The 18,265-nt window shown below is 68.1% G+C and carries 20 protein-coding genes and 1 tRNA gene; 8 read left to right on the top strand and 13 right to left on the bottom strand.

Annotation, left to right across the window (positions count from 1 at the left end):
• Positions 1-441 precede the first annotated feature (441 nt).
• Positions 442-1,347 carry an EamA family transporter RarD gene (rarD, locus tag GQ674_RS21115; RefSeq protein ID WP_159499043.1) on the bottom strand — a complete coding sequence of 302 codons (906 nt, stop codon included), beginning with the start codon at positions 1,345-1,347 and terminating at the stop codon, positions 442-444.
• A complete protein-coding gene (gene yedA, locus GQ674_RS21110) occupies positions 1,344-2,243 on the bottom strand; it encodes a drug/metabolite exporter YedA (protein WP_159499041.1) in 900 nt (299 codons plus the stop codon). The genes rarD and yedA overlap by 4 nt, the downstream gene beginning before the upstream one ends.
• A gap of 183 nt (positions 2,244-2,426) precedes the next feature.
• Here yedA and GQ674_RS21105 point away from each other — a divergent pair, with 183 nt between their 5' ends.
• Both GQ674_RS21105 and GQ674_RS21100 read left to right on the top strand, forming a co-directional pair.
• Entirely contained in the window at positions 2,427-3,767 is a 1,341-nt protein-coding gene (locus GQ674_RS21105) for an MFS transporter (RefSeq protein WP_159499039.1), read from the top strand.
• A 108-nt stretch (positions 3,768-3,875) separates the two neighbouring features.
• Entirely contained in the window at positions 3,876-4,493 is a 618-nt protein-coding gene (locus tag GQ674_RS21100) for a hypothetical protein (protein WP_159499037.1), read from the top strand.
• 6 nt (positions 4,494-4,499) lie between these two features.
• Here GQ674_RS21100 and GQ674_RS21095 read toward each other — a convergent pair whose 3' ends face one another.
• From GQ674_RS21095 to GQ674_RS21080, 4 genes are all read right to left on the bottom strand, one after another.
• Positions 4,500-6,152: a M28 family metallopeptidase gene (locus GQ674_RS21095; protein ID WP_137191895.1), complete on the bottom strand. Its 1,653-nt coding sequence runs from the start codon at positions 6,150-6,152 to the stop codon at positions 4,500-4,502.
• A gap of 122 nt (positions 6,153-6,274) precedes the next feature.
• Positions 6,275-7,210, bottom strand: coding sequence for an MBL fold metallo-hydrolase (locus tag GQ674_RS21090; RefSeq protein ID WP_159499035.1), 936 nt, complete (start codon positions 7,208-7,210; stop codon positions 6,275-6,277).
• A 31-nt stretch (positions 7,211-7,241) separates the two neighbouring features.
• Positions 7,242-7,580 (bottom strand): hypothetical protein, encoded by a 339-nt coding sequence (locus GQ674_RS21085; RefSeq protein ID WP_159499033.1) that lies wholly within the window; start codon positions 7,578-7,580, stop codon positions 7,242-7,244.
• A gap of 138 nt (positions 7,581-7,718) precedes the next feature.
• Positions 7,719-9,014 carry a tryptophan--tRNA ligase gene (locus GQ674_RS21080; protein WP_159499031.1) on the bottom strand — a complete coding sequence of 432 codons (1,296 nt, stop codon included), beginning with the start codon at positions 9,012-9,014 and terminating at the stop codon, positions 7,719-7,721.
• A gap of 107 nt (positions 9,015-9,121) precedes the next feature.
• Between GQ674_RS21080 and GQ674_RS21075 the strand changes: the two genes are divergently transcribed.
• Positions 9,122-9,940 carry a hypothetical protein gene (locus GQ674_RS21075; RefSeq protein ID WP_159499029.1) on the top strand — a complete coding sequence of 273 codons (819 nt, stop codon included), beginning with the start codon at positions 9,122-9,124 and terminating at the stop codon, positions 9,938-9,940.
• A gap of 94 nt (positions 9,941-10,034) precedes the next feature.
• Here GQ674_RS21075 and GQ674_RS21070 read toward each other — a convergent pair whose 3' ends face one another.
• The 3 genes from GQ674_RS21070 to rocF all read right to left on the bottom strand — a co-directional run bounded on the left by GQ674_RS21070 (position 10,035) and on the right by rocF (position 11,765).
• Entirely contained in the window at positions 10,035-10,256 is a 222-nt protein-coding gene (locus GQ674_RS21070; RefSeq protein ID WP_038691077.1) for a CsbD family protein, read from the bottom strand.
• A 218-nt stretch (positions 10,257-10,474) separates the two neighbouring features.
• Positions 10,475-10,612, bottom strand: a complete 138-nt coding sequence (locus tag GQ674_RS21065) for an entericidin A/B family lipoprotein (protein WP_137191860.1) — start codon at positions 10,610-10,612, stop codon at positions 10,475-10,477.
• 232 nt (positions 10,613-10,844) lie between these two features.
• The gene (gene rocF, locus GQ674_RS21060) at positions 10,845-11,765 is read right to left on the bottom strand and encodes an arginase (RefSeq protein WP_159499027.1); all 921 of its coding nucleotides are present in this window, start codon (positions 11,763-11,765) and stop codon (positions 10,845-10,847) included.
• A 309-nt stretch (positions 11,766-12,074) separates the two neighbouring features.
• Between rocF and GQ674_RS21055 the strand changes: the two genes are divergently transcribed.
• The 5 genes from GQ674_RS21055 (at position 12,075) to GQ674_RS21035 (ending at position 15,515) form a co-directional block, all read left to right on the top strand.
• The gene (locus GQ674_RS21055; protein WP_159499025.1) at positions 12,075-12,527 is read left to right on the top strand and encodes a roadblock/LC7 domain-containing protein; all 453 of its coding nucleotides are present in this window, start codon (positions 12,075-12,077) and stop codon (positions 12,525-12,527) included.
• Positions 12,528-12,605: 78 nt separating this feature from the next.
• The gene (locus GQ674_RS21050) at positions 12,606-12,965 is read left to right on the top strand and encodes a roadblock/LC7 domain-containing protein (protein ID WP_159499023.1); all 360 of its coding nucleotides are present in this window, start codon (positions 12,606-12,608) and stop codon (positions 12,963-12,965) included.
• A gap of 90 nt (positions 12,966-13,055) precedes the next feature.
• The gene (locus tag GQ674_RS21045) at positions 13,056-14,012 is read left to right on the top strand and encodes a hypothetical protein (protein WP_159499021.1); all 957 of its coding nucleotides are present in this window, start codon (positions 13,056-13,058) and stop codon (positions 14,010-14,012) included.
• Complete coding sequence (locus tag GQ674_RS21040) at positions 14,009-14,548, top strand: ATP/GTP-binding protein (protein WP_159499019.1); 540 nt, start codon at positions 14,009-14,011, stop codon at positions 14,546-14,548. Before GQ674_RS21045 ends, GQ674_RS21040 begins: the two co-directional genes overlap by 4 nt.
• A 31-nt stretch (positions 14,549-14,579) precedes the next feature.
• Complete coding sequence (locus tag GQ674_RS21035; RefSeq protein ID WP_159499017.1) at positions 14,580-15,515, top strand: hypothetical protein; 936 nt, start codon at positions 14,580-14,582, stop codon at positions 15,513-15,515.
• Between the two features lie 50 nt (positions 15,516-15,565).
• Here GQ674_RS21035 and GQ674_RS21030 read toward each other — a convergent pair.
• The 4 genes from GQ674_RS21030 to birA all read right to left on the bottom strand — a co-directional run bounded on the left by GQ674_RS21030 (position 15,566) and on the right by birA (position 18,200).
• Positions 15,566-15,641 (bottom strand) — tRNA-Thr (locus GQ674_RS21030).
• A gap of 16 nt (positions 15,642-15,657) precedes the next feature.
• Positions 15,658-16,479: an SPOR domain-containing protein gene (locus GQ674_RS21025; protein ID WP_159499015.1), complete on the bottom strand. Its 822-nt coding sequence runs from the start codon at positions 16,477-16,479 to the stop codon at positions 15,658-15,660.
• A 9-nt stretch (positions 16,480-16,488) separates the two neighbouring features.
• Positions 16,489-17,226 carry a type III pantothenate kinase gene (locus GQ674_RS21020; protein ID WP_141058168.1) on the bottom strand — a complete coding sequence of 246 codons (738 nt, stop codon included), beginning with the start codon at positions 17,224-17,226 and terminating at the stop codon, positions 16,489-16,491.
• The gene (gene birA / locus GQ674_RS21015) at positions 17,223-18,200 is read right to left on the bottom strand and encodes a bifunctional biotin--[acetyl-CoA-carboxylase] ligase/biotin operon repressor BirA (RefSeq protein WP_201290194.1); all 978 of its coding nucleotides are present in this window, start codon (positions 18,198-18,200) and stop codon (positions 17,223-17,225) included. The genes GQ674_RS21020 and birA overlap by 4 nt, the downstream gene beginning before the upstream one ends.
• Positions 18,201-18,265 lie beyond the last annotated feature (65 nt).

Below are 18,265 nucleotides of genomic sequence, written 5' to 3'. Positions count from 1 at the left end.
GGCGCCCAACGGTCCCGCCACCCCACTCCCACCAGCCCAAGACACATTGCGGTTCTCACAGAAACATCTGGAGCAACAGCACGTTGTTTCCATGTGCGTTCTTGGCTGAAATTGTTGTGTGGCCAGGGCCTTCTTCGATGGGCAGCATGCGTTCGCCGCGCCGGCCAACGATATCGGCAGTCGTTTGGGAACCGACCCTACCTCGTATCAATTGCCTGTGCCTGGCCTGCTTGCTTCGCTTGCCCATGGCTACCGATCAACCGTCGGGGGTGGGGCTGGGTGGGATTGCGGGACCCTCCACCGCATGGATGCGGTGGCGGAGCCTACACGGACGTACTTGCGGCGTGTCCCGCGAGCCCACCCAGCCCCGCCCAGCCCGTCACGCGCGCCAACCAAGGCTTCGGCTCTACGCTCTGCGCTCTTCAAAGCTCCTAAAAAACCTTACCCCCGCCGCGACCGCCACACACTGTCACCGATAAACAACAACAGCCCGATCCAGATCGCCGCAAAGCCAATCGCCTTGGCCGCATCGAACGGCTCACGGAAGAAGAACACCCCCAGCAACAACCCCAGGCTCGGCGCGATGTACTGCAGGATCCCCACCAGCGAAAGCGGAATCCGCTTCACCCCGTAGGCAAACCCGATCAACGGCAGCGCCGTCACCGCGCCACCCAGAATCAGCAGCGCATCGTTCTTCCAGCCCCACCCGCTGAAAAAGCCCCCGCCGTGCCCGTTCTCGCTCCACACCGCAAACCCGATCGCCGGCAGGAACAGATACAGACTCTCCACCCCCAATCCCGCCACCGGGTCCACCGAAATCAGCTTCCGCAACAACCCGTACAGCCCGAACGAACACGCCAGCCCCAACGCAATCCACGGCGGTGTGCCCGCGTCGTAGGTGAGCCACGCCACCCCCAACGCCGCGCAGCCGACCGCCAGCCACTGCAACCCGCGCAGCCGCTCCTTCAGCACCACCACCCCCAGCACGACGCTTACCAGCGGATTGATGAAATATCCCAGGCTCGTCTCGATCACATGGCCCGCGTTGATCGCCCAGATGTACAGCCCCCAGTTGAACGCAATCGCCACACTGCTCAGCGCCAGCGTCGGCAGCGCCCGCTTCTGCGCCGCAATCTGCTTCCACCAGCCCGTCCCCGCGCTCAGCAGCAGCCAGGCCACCACCAGCACCGTGCTCCAGATGATCCGGTGCGCGATGATCTGCTGCGACGGCACCGCCTGCAGCAGGTGCCAGTAGACCGGCACCAACCCCCACAGCGTGAACGTAAACGCCGTGATCGCCAGACCGCGCCGTTGCTCCTGCAGACTGTGCTGCGACACCGCGCTCATTTCGCGCGCGTCCGGGCCAGCGTCAGCACCAGCACGCCGACCAGAATCACCACCATCGCCGCGATGTCATGCAGCCCGAAACGCTCGTGGCCGATCAACGCGCCCAGCATCACCGCGATCACCGGATTCACGTAGGCATAGCTGGCCGCCAATGCCGGGCGCACGTTGTGCAGCAGCCACACATAGGCCGTGAACGCCACGATCGAACCGAACATGCACAGGTAGGCCACCGCCAATAGACCGTTCATGCTCGGCCACGTCGTCGGGCGTTCACCCGTGGCCACGCCCAGCGCCACCAGCATCAGCCCGCCGCACAGCATCTGCCCCGCGGCGGTCATGAACGGATTGGGCAGGTCCAGCCCGCGCGCCCAGACCGAACCGAAGGCCCAGCCGATCGGCGCGATCAGCAGCAGGATCAGCCCCTGCGGCGAGGCCGTCAGGCTGCTGCCGGCGTTGAGCCAGACCACGCCCAGGAACCCGATCGCGATGCCCAGCCATTCGCCGCGGCTGGCGTGGGTACCGCGCATCGCCCCGAACAGCGCCATCCACAACGGCACCGAGGCCACCGCCGTGGCGGCCAGGCCCGACGACACCGTGCGCTCGGCCAGCACCACCATGCCGTTGCCCAGCACCAGCATGGTCAGGCCCATGATCGCCAGGTTGCGCCACTGGCGGCGGGTCGGCGCGGCCATCCCGCGCCAGCGCAGCACCGCGTACATCAGCGACCCGGCGATGATGAACCGGGCACCGGACACCATCGTCAGCGGCAGGGCGCCGCCCTCCAGCGCCAGCCGGATACCCAGGTAAGTGGACCCCCAGACCACGTACACCAGCAACAGGGCAAGTACGACAAGGCCACTCCGGGGAGCAGCCGCTGAGGGTTCGGGCGAAGACATGGCACACCACCATCCGGGGGAACCCGGATTCTAGGCCACTGCGCTGCCCGGTTCACGAAAGAAAACGGCAAGCTGTGTCTGCTTTGGCCTGCCGGGGCGCCGGTGTCGGGCACCTGTCGTTGACGTGCGGTAGGGTAACAAGGGTGACGCACCATCGTTTCCCAGCCAGGACACCCTCCCTGCATGAGTACTCCCTCCCCCGCCGCCGTGGCACACCCCGAGCGGGCCGCGCTGCGGCGCTCGATCTCCAACACCCTCAAAGGCTCGGCCGGCAATCTCGTCGAGTGGTATGACGTCTACGTCTACTCCGTGTTCGCGGTGTATTTCGAATCGCAGTTCTTCTCGGCCGCCGACAAGAACTCGACCATGTACGTCTGGGCGATCTTCGCCGCCACCTTCCTGATGCGCCCCATCGGTGCCTGGTACTTCGGCCGCTTCGCCGACCGCTACGGCCGGCGCCTGGCGCTGACGGTCTCGGTCACGGTGATGGCCGGCTGTTCGTTCCTCATCGCCATCACCCCCACCGCCTCGCAGATCGGCATCTGGGCGGCGGTGATCCTGCTGTTCGCGCGCCTGCTGCAGGGCTTTGCCACCGGCGGTGAATACGGCACCAGCGCCACCTACATGTCCGAGGCGGCCATTCCCGGCCGGCGCGGGTTCCTGTCCTCGTTCCACTACGTCACCCTGGTGGGCGGCCACGTACTGGCGCAGCTGACCCTGCTGGGCATGCTCACCTTCTGGGACAAGCCGCAGATCTCCGAATGGGGCTGGCGCATCGCCTTCGGCATCGGCGGCATCGCCGCCATCGTGGTGTTCTGGCTGCGCCGCAGCATGGACGAATCGCTGGGCGAGGATTCCATCGAAGCGGCCAAGGAAGGGCGGGCCAAGGCGTCCGGCTCGATGTACGAGCTGTTCGTGCACCAGTGGCGTCCGCTGCTGCTGTGCTTCCTGATCACCGCCGGTGGCACCGTGGCCTTCTACACCTACTCGGTGAACGGGCCGAAGATGATCCAGAGCGCCTTCGCCGGCACCGACGTGATGACCGGTACGCTGATCAACCTGGGCGTACTGACCTTCCTGATGGTGCTGCAGCCCATTGGCGGCTGGTTGTCCGACATCGTCGGCCGCAAGAGCCTGCTGGTGTTTTTCGGCGTGGGCGGCGTGCTGTACAGCCACTACCTGATCACGGCCCTGCCCCAGCAGCAGGATCCGCTGATGGCCTTCGTGATTCTGGCGATCGGCTTTGTGATCCTGACCGGCTACACCTCGATCAACGCAGTGGTGAAGGCCGAGCTGTTCCCCACCCACGTGCGTGCACTGGGCGTGGGCTTCGGCTATGCGATGGCCAACTCGCTGTTCGGCGGGACCGCGCCCCTGCTGTACCAGGCGGCCAAGAGCAGCGATCGGGTAGGCCAGTTCGCCTGGTATGTCACCGCGATCATTGCGGTATCGCTGGTGGTGTACGTGTTCTTCCTGAAGAACAAGGGCCCCAACTGGTTGGACGGCACCCGCACCCACCCGTAAGCCGTCGTCCGTGGCGGGCCGCACACGCGGCCCGCGCTTCAATCACCGCCGGCCGATCGCGTACCCTTCTCCGTGACCCTGCGCCGATGATGCGGCGTGGGGCATTGGATGACGCAGCAGAGGGACGTGGCGGTGCGGGGATGGATCCTGTGGATGTTGATCGGGCTGGGGCTGTTGATCCCGGCCGTGGGCGGTGCCCGCGAATGCCGCGCCGGGCAGCCGGTGCCCGACCGCCACCCCAGCAGCGTGGCCCGCGCGCCTACCGCGCTGGAGCAGCAGGCGCACGCACTGGCTTGCCAACGATTGGAGCAGCGCGACCAGCCCCTGCGACCTTGGCTGAGACCGGTTCAACATGCGTTGACCGGGGTGCTCCTGGGCGCGGCCCTGCTGTGCGTGGTCACCCTGTTCCGGCAGTGGCGCTGGCGGTATCGCGGGCGCGCGGGCGGTTACGCCTTCGTTGCGGCGGTCGCGCTGAGTGCCGGGATGTTGCTCAAGATCGCGGTGGCGGTCTACCGCGGGGTGACTCTGGCCAACGTGCGTGGGCCGCCGCGCTGGCTCTGGTACGAACTCTCGCCGGTGGCCTTCACCGTGCAGCAGTGCATGGAGGCGGCGATCGCGCTGGGGATGGTCGGCTTCGGGTGGGCCCTGCTGCGATCGGGGCGACCCCTGCCGCCCCCGAACCCGCTGCCGCGGCGTGGTCCACGCCGTGGACCGCGCCGCCGCTGAGGTGCCTCAGCGGCGCGAGGCTTCGCTCTGCTCGCGTACCTTGCGGAACTCCGACCCCTGTTCCCAATGCGGCCAGCGGCGGCTGTTGGCCAGCTCGGCGCCCAGGTCGTACACCAGCAGGGTATCGGCGGCATGGCCGCTGGCGTCCCACGTGGGGGTCCACGCGTCGCAGGCCTGGTGGTAGCACGCGGCGAAGTAGGCATCGCGCAGTTCACGGCCCTTCTCCACGCCGCCGTCGGTCATGTCCAACCCCGGACCGATGGTGATCGCCGGCACGCCCAGGCGGGCGAAAGCGAAGTGGTCGGCACGGTAGAAGAAGCCGGCTTCCAGGTTCGGGTCCGGCGAATAGCTGCGGCCACGGGCCTTGGCCACGCGCTCCAGGTCGCCTTCCAGCGACACCCGGCCCTTGCCCCAGGACGCGATGTCACGGGTCGGGCCATCCGGGCTGAACATCTCGATGTTCAACACCGCAGCGGTCTTGTCCAGCGGGGCGAGCGGGTGCGCGGCGTAGTAGCTGGCGCCGAGCAGGCCCTTCTCTTCAGCGGTCAGCGCCACGAAGTACAGCGTGCGCTGCGGCTGCGGGCCGGCGGCGAACACCCGGCCCAGCTCCAGCACAGTGGCCACGCCGGTGGCGTTGTCGATCGCACCACGGCGGATGCGGTCGCCCTTGGCATCGGGCTGGCCGATGCCGAACGCGTCCCAATGCGCGGAGAAGATCACCGCTTCATCGGCATGCGCGCCGCCGGGCAGCTTGGCCACCACGTTGCGGGTGATGACCTGCTCGCGCTTGAGCTTGAAGTCCACCGACAGGCGCGCATCGCCCAGTGCCACCGGCTTGAACGCCGGGGTCATGGCCTTGCGCTTTTCGGCGTCGAAATCCAGGCCGGCGTCGCGGAACAACTGCTCGGCCAGGCTGCGCTGCATCCAGCCGCGCACCGGCACGTGCTGGGCCAGCGCCTGCTCGGGGGTGCGCTCGATATCGAACAGCGGCGAGGTGCCCGAGCTCTTCACCGTGGCCCAGCCATACGCGGCCGGTGCGGTTTCATGCACGATCAGCACGCCCTGCGCGCCGCGGCGGGCGGCCTCTTCGAACTTGTAGGTCCAGCGGCCGTAGTAGGTCACCGCCTTGCCATCGAACGCACCGGGCTGATCGGCCTCGAAGTCGGCATCGTTGATCAGCACCACGGCGATCTTGCCGTGCAGGTCCACGTCCTTGTAGTCGTTCCACTGCCGCTCGGGTGCGTCGATGCCGTAGCCGACGAACACCAGCGGTGCGTCCTTGATGGCCACCGCCTGTTGCGGGCGCAGGCTCTGCAGGGTCACGTCCTCGCCATTGGCCAGGGTGCGGGTGCTGCCCTTCTGGCGCAGCTGCGCGCGCACCGGCCCGTCAACCTGGGCGCGCACCATCGGCACCGGCTGCACCCAGCTGCCGTCCACGCCGCCGGGCTGCAGGCCGTACTTCTTGAATTCTTCGATCAGGTACTGAACCGTGCGCTCTTCGCCCGGCGTGGCCGGGGCGCGACCTTCGAAGTCGTCCGAGGCCAGGATGCGCACGTGCCGCGACAGTGCCTGCGGGTCGATGCCGCCGCCGGGCAGGTCATTGGCCGCGTGGGCCAAGCCACCCACGAACAGGCAGGACGACAGCAGCAACATGCGCATCGGATTCACGGCAGGCACCAGCACGGAAAGCAAGGGCCTGCGAGTGTAACGTGACACCTGCATGACCGTGCAGCGGATGCCGTGGCGGCGATGCCGGGAGCACCACGACCGACGGTCATGGCCTACCGGCGGTCGCGGTCCAGCCAGCAGGCCAGGCCCTGCGCATTGAGTTCGATGTCCATCGCCAGCACCTGCGTCACCGCCGCGTCGTCAAGCCTGCACCCGTGCGCCTGCGCGCGCTCCAGGTACAGCGCGGTCAGCGCCGCCACCAGGCAGCGGTGGCGGTCGGGGCGCGCATCGCACTGGTGCCCGATGTGGACCATGGCATCGATCTGCTCGACCAGGTCGGCGCCCAGTCTGGCCACGTCCTCGACGCGGCCGTAATGGGTCAGGAACATCGCCTGCGGCGCGGCCGCCAGCAGGCGCGCGATCGACTGTTTCAGCGGTTCCGGGTCGAACTGCACCGGCGAGGAGGTGGGCACGATGAACGCGCCACGATCACTGTCCAGCTCGCGGTAGGACAACCCGAAGGTGTCGCCGGTGAACCATGCGCGGCTGCGCGCGTCCCACACGCACAGGTGGTGGCGCGCGTGGCCGGGGGTGTCGATGCAGAGCAGGCTGCGCCCGGCCAGGTCCACGCAATGGCCGTCGTCGGCGATGACCACGCGGTCGGGGCTGACCGGCAGGATCGGGCCGTAGCTGTGCTCGATCTGCGTCTGCCCATACACCTCGGTCGCCCCGGCGATCAGCCGGGTTGGATCGACCATGTGCGGCGCACCGCGCGGATGCACCACCAGCCGGGCGTGCGGCAGCTGCTGCATCAGCAGGCCAGCGCCGCCGGCGTGGTCCAGGTGCACGTGGGTGAGGATCAGCCAGTCCACCGCGTCCACGGCCAGCCCGGCGCGTTGCAGCGCGGCCAGCATCGCCGGGACGGCCAGGCCGGTGCCGCAGTCGATGAACGCACCGCGGCCGTTCTCCACGACCAGGTAGGCCGCGTCGAAACTGCCGCGTTGCATGAAGCCGGTATCGATGGTGTGGATGCTGGGGTCGAACGACATCGGATCATCCCGGGCGGATTACGCCGCCATCTTAGGACGATCCACCGGCCCGCTTCGATGCGGCTTTGGTCGCACGCTGGGCCAGCCACGGGGTGCGCAGCAGGATCGCGCCGACCAGCACCGCCAGGAACGCGCCATAGGCGTACAGCACCGCCAGCACCTGGCGCCAGATCGGCCCGGCATCGGATTGCACCACGCCGATATGGTGGCCCCACAGCATCGCCGCGATGCTCAGCACGAAGGCCAGCAGCAGCGCGATGGCATCGAACGCGCGCCGCGCCGCATGACGCGGTTGCCGCGGGAACAGCCAGTACAGCGCACCCAGCAGCACGAACCAGGGCAGGAACAACAACAACGACAACCAGGCCATCGCAGTCTCCCCTTCAGGATGCCCGCATCATGCCACGTGGGGCGGTTGGGGTTGATGGGGGCGGTGCAGGCGATGACCGTCATCGCCATGCGACCGCCCCTTCCGTAGGTACCGACCGTTGGTCGGTACCCGCGTCAATCATGCCAACCCGCGCAGTTCCTGCAATGCGGCCAGCACCACGTCCACTTCGGCATCCAGCTTGAACAGCTCGCTCTGCAGGCCATCGCCGTGTTCGGTCTGCTTGAGCACGCCGATCAACTGGCCGGCATCGCGCGGCGAATCGAAGCCTTCGCTCTGGATCAGCAGGCTGCCGTCACCGGCCAGCAGCTTGAAGTAGAAGCGGCCGTCCTGCTCGCGGTACTGCTTGAACAGCGGCGGTGCCGCGCGCGCTTCGGTGGCATCGTCACCGGCGATGTCGCCGGCGCTGGACAGGTCACGCAGGCCCACCGCATGGCGCAGTTCCTTCAGCAGCGGCACGGCGTACTGCTCGCGCAGCTGCTGGCCACGGCGACGCAGCAGCGCCTCGATCTTTTCCGGCTCGGCCATCAGCGCCTCGTAGCGCTCGCGCAGCGGGGTGAGCTCGGCGTCGATGCGCTCGAACAGCTGCTGCTTGGCATCGCCCCAGCTGATGCCGTCGGCGAAGGCCTGCGCAAACGCGGCGGTCTGTTCGGCGCTGGCGAAGGCCTGGTACATCTGGAACAGCGCCGAGCCGTCGGTGCTCTTCGGTTCGCCCGGTGCGCGCGAATCGGTGAGGATGGAGAACACCAGCTTCTTCAGCTCCGCGCGCGGGGCGAACAGCGGAATGGTGTTGTGGTAACTCTTGCTCATCTTGCGCCCGTCCAGGCCGGCCAGGGTGGCCACCTGTTCGTCGATCACCACCTCCGGCAGCGGGAAGTACGCCTTGCCGTACACGTGGTTGAAGCGCTGGGCGAAGTCGCGCGCCATCTCGATGTGCTGGATCTGGTCGCGACCCACCGGCACGCGGTTGGCCTTGAAGATCAGGATGTCGGCGGCCATCAGCACCGGGTACATGAACAGCCCGGCGCTGATCCCGGCGTCCTCGTCCAGCTGCTCCTCGCGGTTCTTGTCCACCGCTGCCTTGTAGGCATGGGCGCGGTTGAGGATGCCCTTGCTGGCGATCACGGTGAGGAACCACATCAGCTCGGTGGTTTCGGGAATGTCGCTCTGCCGGTAGAACCACACCTTGTCCGGGTCCAGCCCGCAGGCCAGCCAGCTGGCCGCGATCTCCAGGGTCGAGCGCTGGGTACGCTCGGGTTCCTGCGCCTTGATCAGGCTGTGCAGGTCGGCCAGGAAGAAGAAGCTCTCGATCTCCGACGCCTGGCTGGCCGCGATGGCCGGGCGGATGGCGCCCACATAGTTGCCCAGGTGGGGGGTGCCGGAGGGGGTGATGCCGGTAAGAACGCGGGTGGTCATAGGGGAATCATTACGGACAGGTGAACCACGCCAGTTTACCTGCCCCGGCCCAACCCCGTTGGCAACGGTGAGCCGTTCAATCCATCACCCCAACGTGGAGCCGTGCCATGAAACGCCTGTTGCTGCCCCTGCTCGCCGTGCTGGCCCTGTGCGGCTTCCGCCCGGCCCCGCTGCCCCCGCGTCTGGACCCGGGCCCGGTCTACCTGACCGTGCTGGACCGCGATGCGGGCACCACGCTGCCGCAGTACCGCGGCGGCAGCCAGCGCTGGATCGCGGGGGAAAAGGGCCACCGCTACAGCGTGCGGCTGCGCAACCACAGCGCCGAGCGGGTGCTGGTGGTGGTGTCGGTGGATGGCCTGAACGCCATCAGCGGCGAGGTGGCCGCGCCCGGCCAGACCGGCTACGTGCTCAACCCCTGGCAGACCGCCGACATCAGCGGCTGGCGCAAGTCGCAGGACGAGGTGGCGCAGTTCGTGTTCACCTCGCCCGGCAAGAGCTACGCCGGGCGCACCGGCCGCCCGGACAACATCGGGGTGATCGGCATCGCGGTGTTCCGCGAAGCCGGCGCGGTGCTGACCACGCCCGCGCTCAAGCCCGTACCGGGGCGCCGCCGGTTGTCCACGCAGGACGCCGGCGCGCAGGCCGAGGCCATGGCCGACAGCGCGCGCGGTTCGGCTGCCGCGGCGCCTGCACCGGCCCAGCGGCTGGGCACCGGGCATGGCGCGCGCGAAACCTCGCAGGTACGCGACACCACATTCGAGCGCGCCACCGACTACCCCGTACAGCAGACCGAGCTGCGCTATGACAGCGCCCGCAACCTGCGCGCACGCGGCATCCTGCCGGTGCAACAGCCGCGCCAGGACGGACCCCGTGCGTTCCCGTCGCAGTACGTGCCCGACCCGCCGGGCGACGATGGCCGCCGTTGAGGGCGGCGCATGCACAAACGAAACGGGCCGCGCGATGCGGCCCGTTTCGTTTCATACACCCGGTGAAGCTGTCACTGGCACGTGCGTGCCGGCGTCATTTGTAATCTGGGTAGTCCTTGCGAATGGCGGTTTCGAAGTCGCGGACCTCGGTTTCGGCGCGGTCGCGGGCCCAGCCATAGCGTTCCTGCAGGCGACCGGCCAAGTACTCGGCGTTGCCTTCGGCTACCTTGAAATCGTCGTCGGTGAGGTCGCCCCACTTGGCCTGGGCCTTACCCTTGAGCTGCGTCCACTTGCCGGAAATGATGTCTTTGTTCATGGGTTCGCTTCCTTGATTGCAACGGCACCTTCGCCGCACGGACAGAATGCGATGGACGACGTTCGGTGGCGGTCAAGCGTGGATGAAACGCATGCTCACGTGGTTGAATGGCCGGTGCACGCACGGGCGTGCCGTGGCGAGCGCGCGCATTGAATCGCGCGCATACAAAAAAAGGCCGGGAGATCCCGGCCTTTCTTGTTGACGCATGATCGGTTGAATCAGTTGCCCTTGGCAGCGTCTTCGACCGTCTCGCCTGCCTTCTGCACGTCCTTGCCAGCACCGGCAACGGTGTTGCAGCCGGACAGCATGGCCACCGAGAACATCGACAACAGCATCAGTGCAATAACACGCTTCATGGGGTTCTCCTGTTTAATCTACGTCGACACCGGCAATCCGGTCCCACCTGTCAGATGAACCGGCCACCGCACGGCGGCAATGGCAGATCCTCTTCCCGATCGCGGTGACGTCGTGGCTGTTTCCAGCACCGCCGCCGCGTGAAGTGCAATCTGGCGGGAGGGGCGTGCAGTGAATGTGAACGCACCTTGGCAGCGTTCAGCAAATTTCAGGAAAACCCCGGCGGGCGGGCCCTCAGTCGCGCATCAGGGTGGATTTTCCGAACAGGCTTTCCACCAGGTCCACGGCCAGCACGGCGGTGCTGTTGCGGTTGTCCAGCAACGGATTGAGTTCCACGATGTCCAGCGAGCCCATGCGGCCGGTGTCGGCAATCATCTCCATCACCAACTGCGCCTCGCGGTAGTTCACCCCACCCGGCACCGTGGTGCCCACGCCCGGGGCGATGCTGGGGTCCAGGAAGTCCACATCGAAGCTGACATGCAGGTGGGTGTTGGCGTCGATGCCATCCAGTGCAGCTTCCATGGTGCGCTTCATGCCGGCTTCGTCGATGTAGCGCATGTCATACACATCCACCTGGTGCTGCTTGATCAGCCGCTTTTCTTCCTGGTCCACCGAGCGGATGCCGATCTGGTGCACCTGCTGCGGGCGGATCGCCGGAGCATCGCCGCCCAACCGGGTCAATGCTTCCGGGCCCAGCCCACACAGGCAGGCCACCGGCATGCCGTGCACGTTGCCCGACGGGGTGACCTCGCTGGTGTTGAAATCCGAATGGGCATCCAGCCACAGCACGCGCAGGGTCTTGCCCTGCTCGCGGCACCAGCGCGCCACCGCGGTGATCGAGCCGATGCCCAGGCAATGGTCGCCGCCCAGCATGATCGGCATGCGGCCGGCCTGCAGTTCGGCGTAGGTGGCGTCCATCAGCGCGCGGTTCCACGCCACCACCTCGTCCAGGTGGCGATAGCCCTCCACCGGCGCGGTCCACGGATTGCGCGGGCCATCCAGGTTGCCCAGGTCGCGCACATCCACGCCACGCGCGGCCAGCGCGTCGCCGAGGCCGGCGATACGCAGTGCATCCGGGCCCAGACCGGCGCCGCGATGGCCCGCGCCGATGTCGGTGGGAACGCCGATCAGGGAAACCGGGGGATACGTGGCCATGGGATGCCTCCTGCAAATGCGAAAAAAGAGCCACAGTCTAGCCAGCCGGATGCAGGCTCACTCGCGGCGGTGCAGCAGGCCGGTCGCAATGACCCTCCGCGACGCTGCGTGACCCGGTGCGTCGCATCCGGACACGGTGGGGATGGCGGCGTCCGTCAGCGGTTTGACACCGCCGAAAACGATCCTGCGATTCATCTTGCGTTTGCCGTGAAGGCAAAATTTCCGTGCTACATTTCACACATCTTCGCAGTACTGATTGACTAATCCCTCGCGGGTTGGTCGTTTTTGTTGTGTACCAGGGGGCAGTACGTGCAGCGCAGTACCATCCATCAGATCGTCCGCAGTGCCAGCGGCGAGAGCCAACCGGCCCGCCAGCTGTATGACATCGACGGCATCGAAGCGACCTTCCGACAGGCGCGCGAACGCGAATCCAGCCTCACCCTGCTGATGCTCTCCACCGCCGATGGCCGTGCCGTCGCCGAGAGTTCCGCGCTGGGCGTGGATGGCCGTCGGCTGGCCGCGATGGCCAATTCATTCCTGACGCTGGGCGAGACCGTCTCGCGCGAACTGGCGCTGAGCGAAGCCGACTACGCCACCATCTGCACCCGCCAGGGCAACGTGGTGCTGATCCGCATCCAGGGCGACAAACCGCTGACCCTGACCGCGGTGGGCAGCCACGACCTGAACATGGCCGTGCTGCTGTTCCATGCGCGCGAGTGCGCCACCCGTCTTGACGCCGTGCTGCGCCCGCGCGCGGCCTGATCGCCTTCCGCTTTCCTGCAGTGCCTTCAGGCAGGCCGTCGGCCTGTCTTCCCCTTTGCCTGACTCACAAGGATTTCCGTGTCCAACCTCAATCTGGAAAAGCTCAATTCGGTCGCTGGTTTCGTCGGCGCCGCCCTGGTCGACAGTGACAGCGGCATGGCGCTGGCTACCCTCGGTGGTGGCAACATCAACCTGGAACTGGCCGCCGCCGGCAATACCGACGTGGTGCGCACCAAGCGCCGCGTGGCCGAACAGCTGGGCCTGGCCGACAGTATCGAAGACATCCTGATCAGCCTGGGCACGCAGTACCACCTGATCCGCCCGCTGGAGAGCAACCCTGTGCTGTTCCTGTACGTGATCATGGACCGCGCCAAGGCCAACCTGGCGATGTCGCGGCATGAGCTGAAGGCCTTAGAGAAGACCCTGGATTTCAGCTGATTGATGCATGTCCCGTGCGGCGCAGGCCGCGCGGGACGTTCGCGCCGACGCGTGCGGCGTGCACGCCGCCATCGGCCGCAGGGACACCCCATGAATACCCCCATTCGTTCCTTCCAGATCGCCGCGCTCGGCCTGGACCTGCTGCACCAGACCCGGCTCAAGCTGGCCAGTTCCCTGCTGCTCGCCGAGCGCATGGACGTGACCCTGGCTGCGTGGTCCGGACAACGCGTGGACCTGCTGGTGCTCAGCCTGGACCATGCGGCCAGTACCGCCGCGCTGGCCGATGCCCGTGCACTGGGCGTGCCGACGCTGCTGATCGCACGACGCTTCAGTGCCACCGCGCCTGGCCAGCTTCCGCACGGCGCCACCGTGCGCGACATCAACGAACAGCTGTCCACCTTGCTGCTGCGCGCACCGGAAACCGCCGATGTCGTGCAAGGCACGCCGCTGCTGATGCAGCTGGCCCGGCACGATGCGCAACCGGCGGGTCTGCACCTGCTGCAGCGTGGCGGCATGACGCTGCTGGTCGACCCGGCCACGCGCAGCATCGCGCTGCCCGCCGCCACCACGCTGGCCGAGGTCGCCGCGCAGCTGGACGATGCGACCTGGTCACTGACCGCGATCGATGCGGAAACCTTCCGGCACCAGTACGCCTACCGTCTGCCGCAGCGGCATTCGTTCGAAGCGCTGTTCTTCTGCATCGCACGGCATCGGCCGGAGCTGATGCCCGCCCCCGCCGCGCAGGCGTCGCTGCAGTTGCGCCAATGGCCCGACCTGAGTGCCGATGACGTACCCGGCACCTGGCTGTTGGCGATTGCCCGCCTGCACGCGCGTCCGTGGCGTGCCACCGCGCTGGCCAGCGCCTGCCGCATGCCGCAAGACACCGTACAGTCGCTGTTCTCCGCCGCGCTCGCCAGCGGCCTCGCCTTGACCCAGGACGCTCCCGTGCCCCCTTCGCCGCCCCGCGCTGAAACCAACGATTCGCGTTTCTTCTCGTGGGTGGCGCGGCGTTTCGGCCTCACCCTGTTCCAGGGGGCCGCGTCATGAGCCAGCCGGCCAACAAACTGGTGTTCGTCGGCGGCATGGGCGCCGGCAAGACCACTGCGGTGCGTGCGATCTCGGATGTCGAACCGGTCAGCACCGAAATGCCGCTCAGCGAAGACGCGTACGGCGACAAGGTTGAAACCACCGTCGCGCTGGACTACAGCTCGATCGAGCTGGACGACGGCGAGCTGCTGCACGTCTACGGCGTGCCCGGGCAACGCTACCTGGATTTCATGTGGCCGATGGTCTGCGAAGGCGCGCTGGGCGTGATCGTGCTGGTCAGCGCGCGCCACCCCGACCCGATTGCCTCCACGGTGGAGCTGCTGCAGGAGTTCTCGCGGATCGCGCCGCAGGCGAGCCTGGCGGTGGGCATCACCCGTACCGATGAGCACCCCGAGCTGCTGGTGCCCGACGTGCGCCAGGCGCTGCTGGATGCCGGCTTCCGCCTGCCGGTGATGCGCGTGGACGCGCGCTCGGCCACCCAGGTGACGTTCCTGGTGAAGTCGTTGTTGTCGTATCGGTTTGCCGAGACCCACTAGGCTGCTCGCCCCCCTCACCCAGGACTGCCAGATGCGAACCGATTCGTCCACGACCGGCTACCAAGCGCTGCTGGAACTGCAGCAGCGCATCCACGCGTTCAACATCGACGCGCTCGTCGAGAACGGCATGGGCCCGCACGATCCGGGCATGCCGCGCCAGGTGGGCCTGGAGCAGCGCCTGGCGCTGGCACCGCTGCACGGTGGCGTGCACCTGGAATTCCACGGCAACCCATGGGACGACACCTTCGCCTGGACGCTGGAGTGCCTGGCCGACCAGCAGGTGGCCGACGTGATCGTCTCGCTTTCCTTCACCGGCCCTGACGAAGGGGCCAACGGTATCCGTGAGTGGGAGTTCACGCCGCTGCTGGACACGGGGGTGCACTTCCCGCACCTTCGCTCGCTGTCGATCCGCCCCACCGAACCGGCCGACCACAACGCCTCGCTGGTCCAGCGCCGCGGCACGATCATGGAAGAGGCCGGCGACATGGCCCGGTTCGCCGCGAAGGCGCCGCACCTGACCGAACTGGTGCTGCCCAATGCCCCGGATGCGTCGTTCTTCGATGTATCCCTGCCACACTTGGCCACGCTGCGGATCGGTGCGGGCTGCGATACGCAGGGCTTCATCACGCACCTGGCCACCGCCAGCACGTTGCCGCGACTTGGCCTGCTCGATTTCGCCGAGTCCACCGAACTGCGCTCCGCCTGGGCCGACGAACGGCCCGACGGCATGGTCACCGCGTACGACGCCTATTCGCGGTTGTTCTCCGGGTCGGGCTTTGCCAGCGTGCACAGCTTCATCCTCCGCAACAGCGCGCTCGACCTTGCGCAGCTGCAGGCGTTGCAGGACCTGCGGCCCGGGCTGCAGTTCATGGTCATCCAAGCATCGCAGGGCGGCTACGTCAGCCACTTCGCGCACGGGGTGTTCCCGTGGCGGCATCAGATCCAGACCGATTCCGGCTTGCGCTGAAAGGAGCGCACCGCACCGCCGCCAAGGAGATCGCAGGCGTGCGCAGAAGATGGTGCCGCTTATCCGAATCGAACGGATGACCTACTGTTTACAAGACAGTTGCTCTACCAACTGAGCTAAAGCGGCATGGCGCGCGGCGATTCTAACGCACCCGCGCACAGTCGAGCGAGCGTTGCTGGGCCGCACCGCTGCGCTGGCGGGCGACGCTGGCATCGGCCGGGGGCGCCAGGGTCGCGTCCAGCCACCATTGCGCGCTGCCATCGCCACCGCTTGCGATCAGCCGGGCGTTGAAGCCGGCCGCACTCAGCGCGGCCATGCGGCGTTCGGCGCCCTCGCGGTTGCGGTACTGGCCCAGGGCAATGGCGTTGGTCTCTTCACCGTTGGCGATGATGTAGTAGTCGCTCAGCCCGGCGGCGACGATGCGCTTGACCGTGGCCTGGGCGTCCTCGCGGCTGGCGGCCGCGGGCAGGACCACCCGGTAGCGGGTAGCCCCGGCATCGGCTACCTCGCGCAGACGCGCGCCACGCAGCGTCCCGCCGGCCTTGGCCTGCGCGGCCTGGGCCGCGGCGCGGTCGGTGAACGGACCCAGGCTCACGCACTGCGCAGGCGCGGCAGGCACGGGCGCAGGGGCTTGGGCTACGGCCGTTGCGGGCGCAGGCGGTGCGGCGACGGGCGCAGGCGCCACCGCGGTGGCGGCGGGTGATTCGGCAGCCGGTGCCTGCGCCGGCGCAGCGGCCGGCGGCGGCGGCACGGGTGCCGGCGTCACGTCATCCAGCGCCGCGGCGGGCGTGCTGGCAATGGCGGCGCCCGTGGGCGCACTCGCACTGGCAGGCAGCAGCTGCAGCTGGGCCACCCCGGTGGTCGGTGGCGGCGGCGCGGGCACCGGTTCGCCCCGCAGCATCCACCACAACGCCACCCCCAGGTTGAGGATGGCCAGCACGACGATCAGGGCACGGGTCAGCATGCGGCGATCCTACCGTGTGCCTGCCGGCTGATGCACGGCCCAGCGCGCCAGGCCGTCAAGCACCAGCGCGGGCTGGTAATGCGCATCCTCCAGCAGCGGCATCAGCGCGGGCGCGCCGCCGCCATGCACCAGCAGCGCCGGCAGGTGTCCCAGCAGCCTGGCCGCCTGCGCGCGGCTGCGTTCGATCAGGGCCACCGCGGCACCGTCGCAGCCGGAGGCGAGCGCGTCGGCCGTGTCATTGGCGAACTCGCTGTAGTCACCGCCGGTGGGCGGCAGCTGCACCGCGCGCGCATGCAGCGCTTCGCGCATGGTCGTTGGCGATGCCGCGATGCGGCCGCCGTGGTGCAGGCCATCGGCATCCAGCAGGTCGATGGTCAACGCGGTGCCCACCCCGGCCACCACCACCGCTTCACCGCGCTCGGCGGCGGCCAGCAGCGCCAGGAAGCGGTCCACGCCGAACTTGTCCGGGTCGGCATAGGCCACCTGCACACCCGCACAGCGGGCCTGGGTGCGGGCCACCCGCACCTCGCGGAAACGGCCCTGCAGGATCGCCAGCATGCTGCGGGTGAGGGTCGGCGCGGCGACGCTGGCCACATAGGCGACATCGCCACTGGGCAGTGCCTGCAGCTGCTCGGCGGGCATGGTCTCGGCACCGTGCGGCCAGGCCTGCACATCGCCGGCGCGCACGCCCTGCAGCGGCGCGAATTTGAACCGCGAATTGCCGAGGTCGAACAACCAGTCGCTCATTGCGCCCTCACGCTGACTTCGCCGGCGTGCACGTGCTGCTCCACGCCGTCGATGCGCACGCGCAGCGCGCCATCGTCGGCCAACCCCAGCGCGGTACCTTCGCGCCATTGCCCGCCCTGCTCGACGCGCACGGTCTGGCCACGCAGCAGATCCAGTTCGGCATAGCGCGGCAGGAACGGCGCCAGGCCCTCGGCATCAAAGGTCTCCAGCGCGGGCAACAGCCGCGCCAGCACCGCCGCGACCACGGCATTGCGGTCCACCGGCGCACCGGCCAGCGTGTCCAGGTCGATCCAGGGCTGGGTGATCTGGTCGGCGAAGGCAGCCGGCATGTGCACGTTGATACCGATACCGATCACCGCACGCGCCGGCCCGGCATATTCGCCGCCGCCCTCGACGAGCAGCCCCACCAGCTTGCGCCCGTCGACCATCAGGTCGTTGGGCCACTTCAGCCGCGCCTGCACATAGCCCAGGTCGTGCAGCGCTTCGGCCACCGCGATGCCGGCCACCAGGCTCAGGCCGCTCAGGCGCACCAGCCCACCGGAGAACAGCCGCAGCACCGACAGGTACACATGCGCGGTCAACGGCGAGGCCCAGGTGCGGCCGCGTCGGCCCCGACCGCCGGTCTGGCGCTCGGTCAACAGGACGCGAACGCCCTGTTCAGGCGCGCTGCACCGCAGCAATTCGGCATTGGTCGAGTCCACCGTCCACGCCACCTGCAGGTCGCGCACCAGGGCCTGGGCGGCGTCCGGCAGGCGGGTGCGGATGGCATCGGCGTCCAGCAGGTCCAGCGGTCGGGTCAGGCCGTAGCCTTCGCCCGCGCGCCCGTCCACCTCGACCCCGGCAGCTCTAAGTCCTTGAATCCGCTTCCAAATCGCGGCGCGGGTCACGCCCAGCTCGTGGGCCAGGGCGTCGCCGGACAGGCGCCCGGCGCCCAGTTTGGCCAGCAGTTGGCGGTCGTCCACAGCAGCTTCCATCAGGTGATCGGCAAAAGTATGCGGGAAAGCCCCGCTGCTTGCCTGCCGGGCGGGGTTCCAATCAC

This window comes from Stenotrophomonas sp. 364 (assembly GCF_009832905.1).
GTDB classification, from domain to species: domain Bacteria; phylum Pseudomonadota; class Gammaproteobacteria; order Xanthomonadales; family Xanthomonadaceae; genus Stenotrophomonas; species Stenotrophomonas maltophilia_AP.
This window is presented reverse-complemented; position numbering and strand designations above follow the sequence as displayed.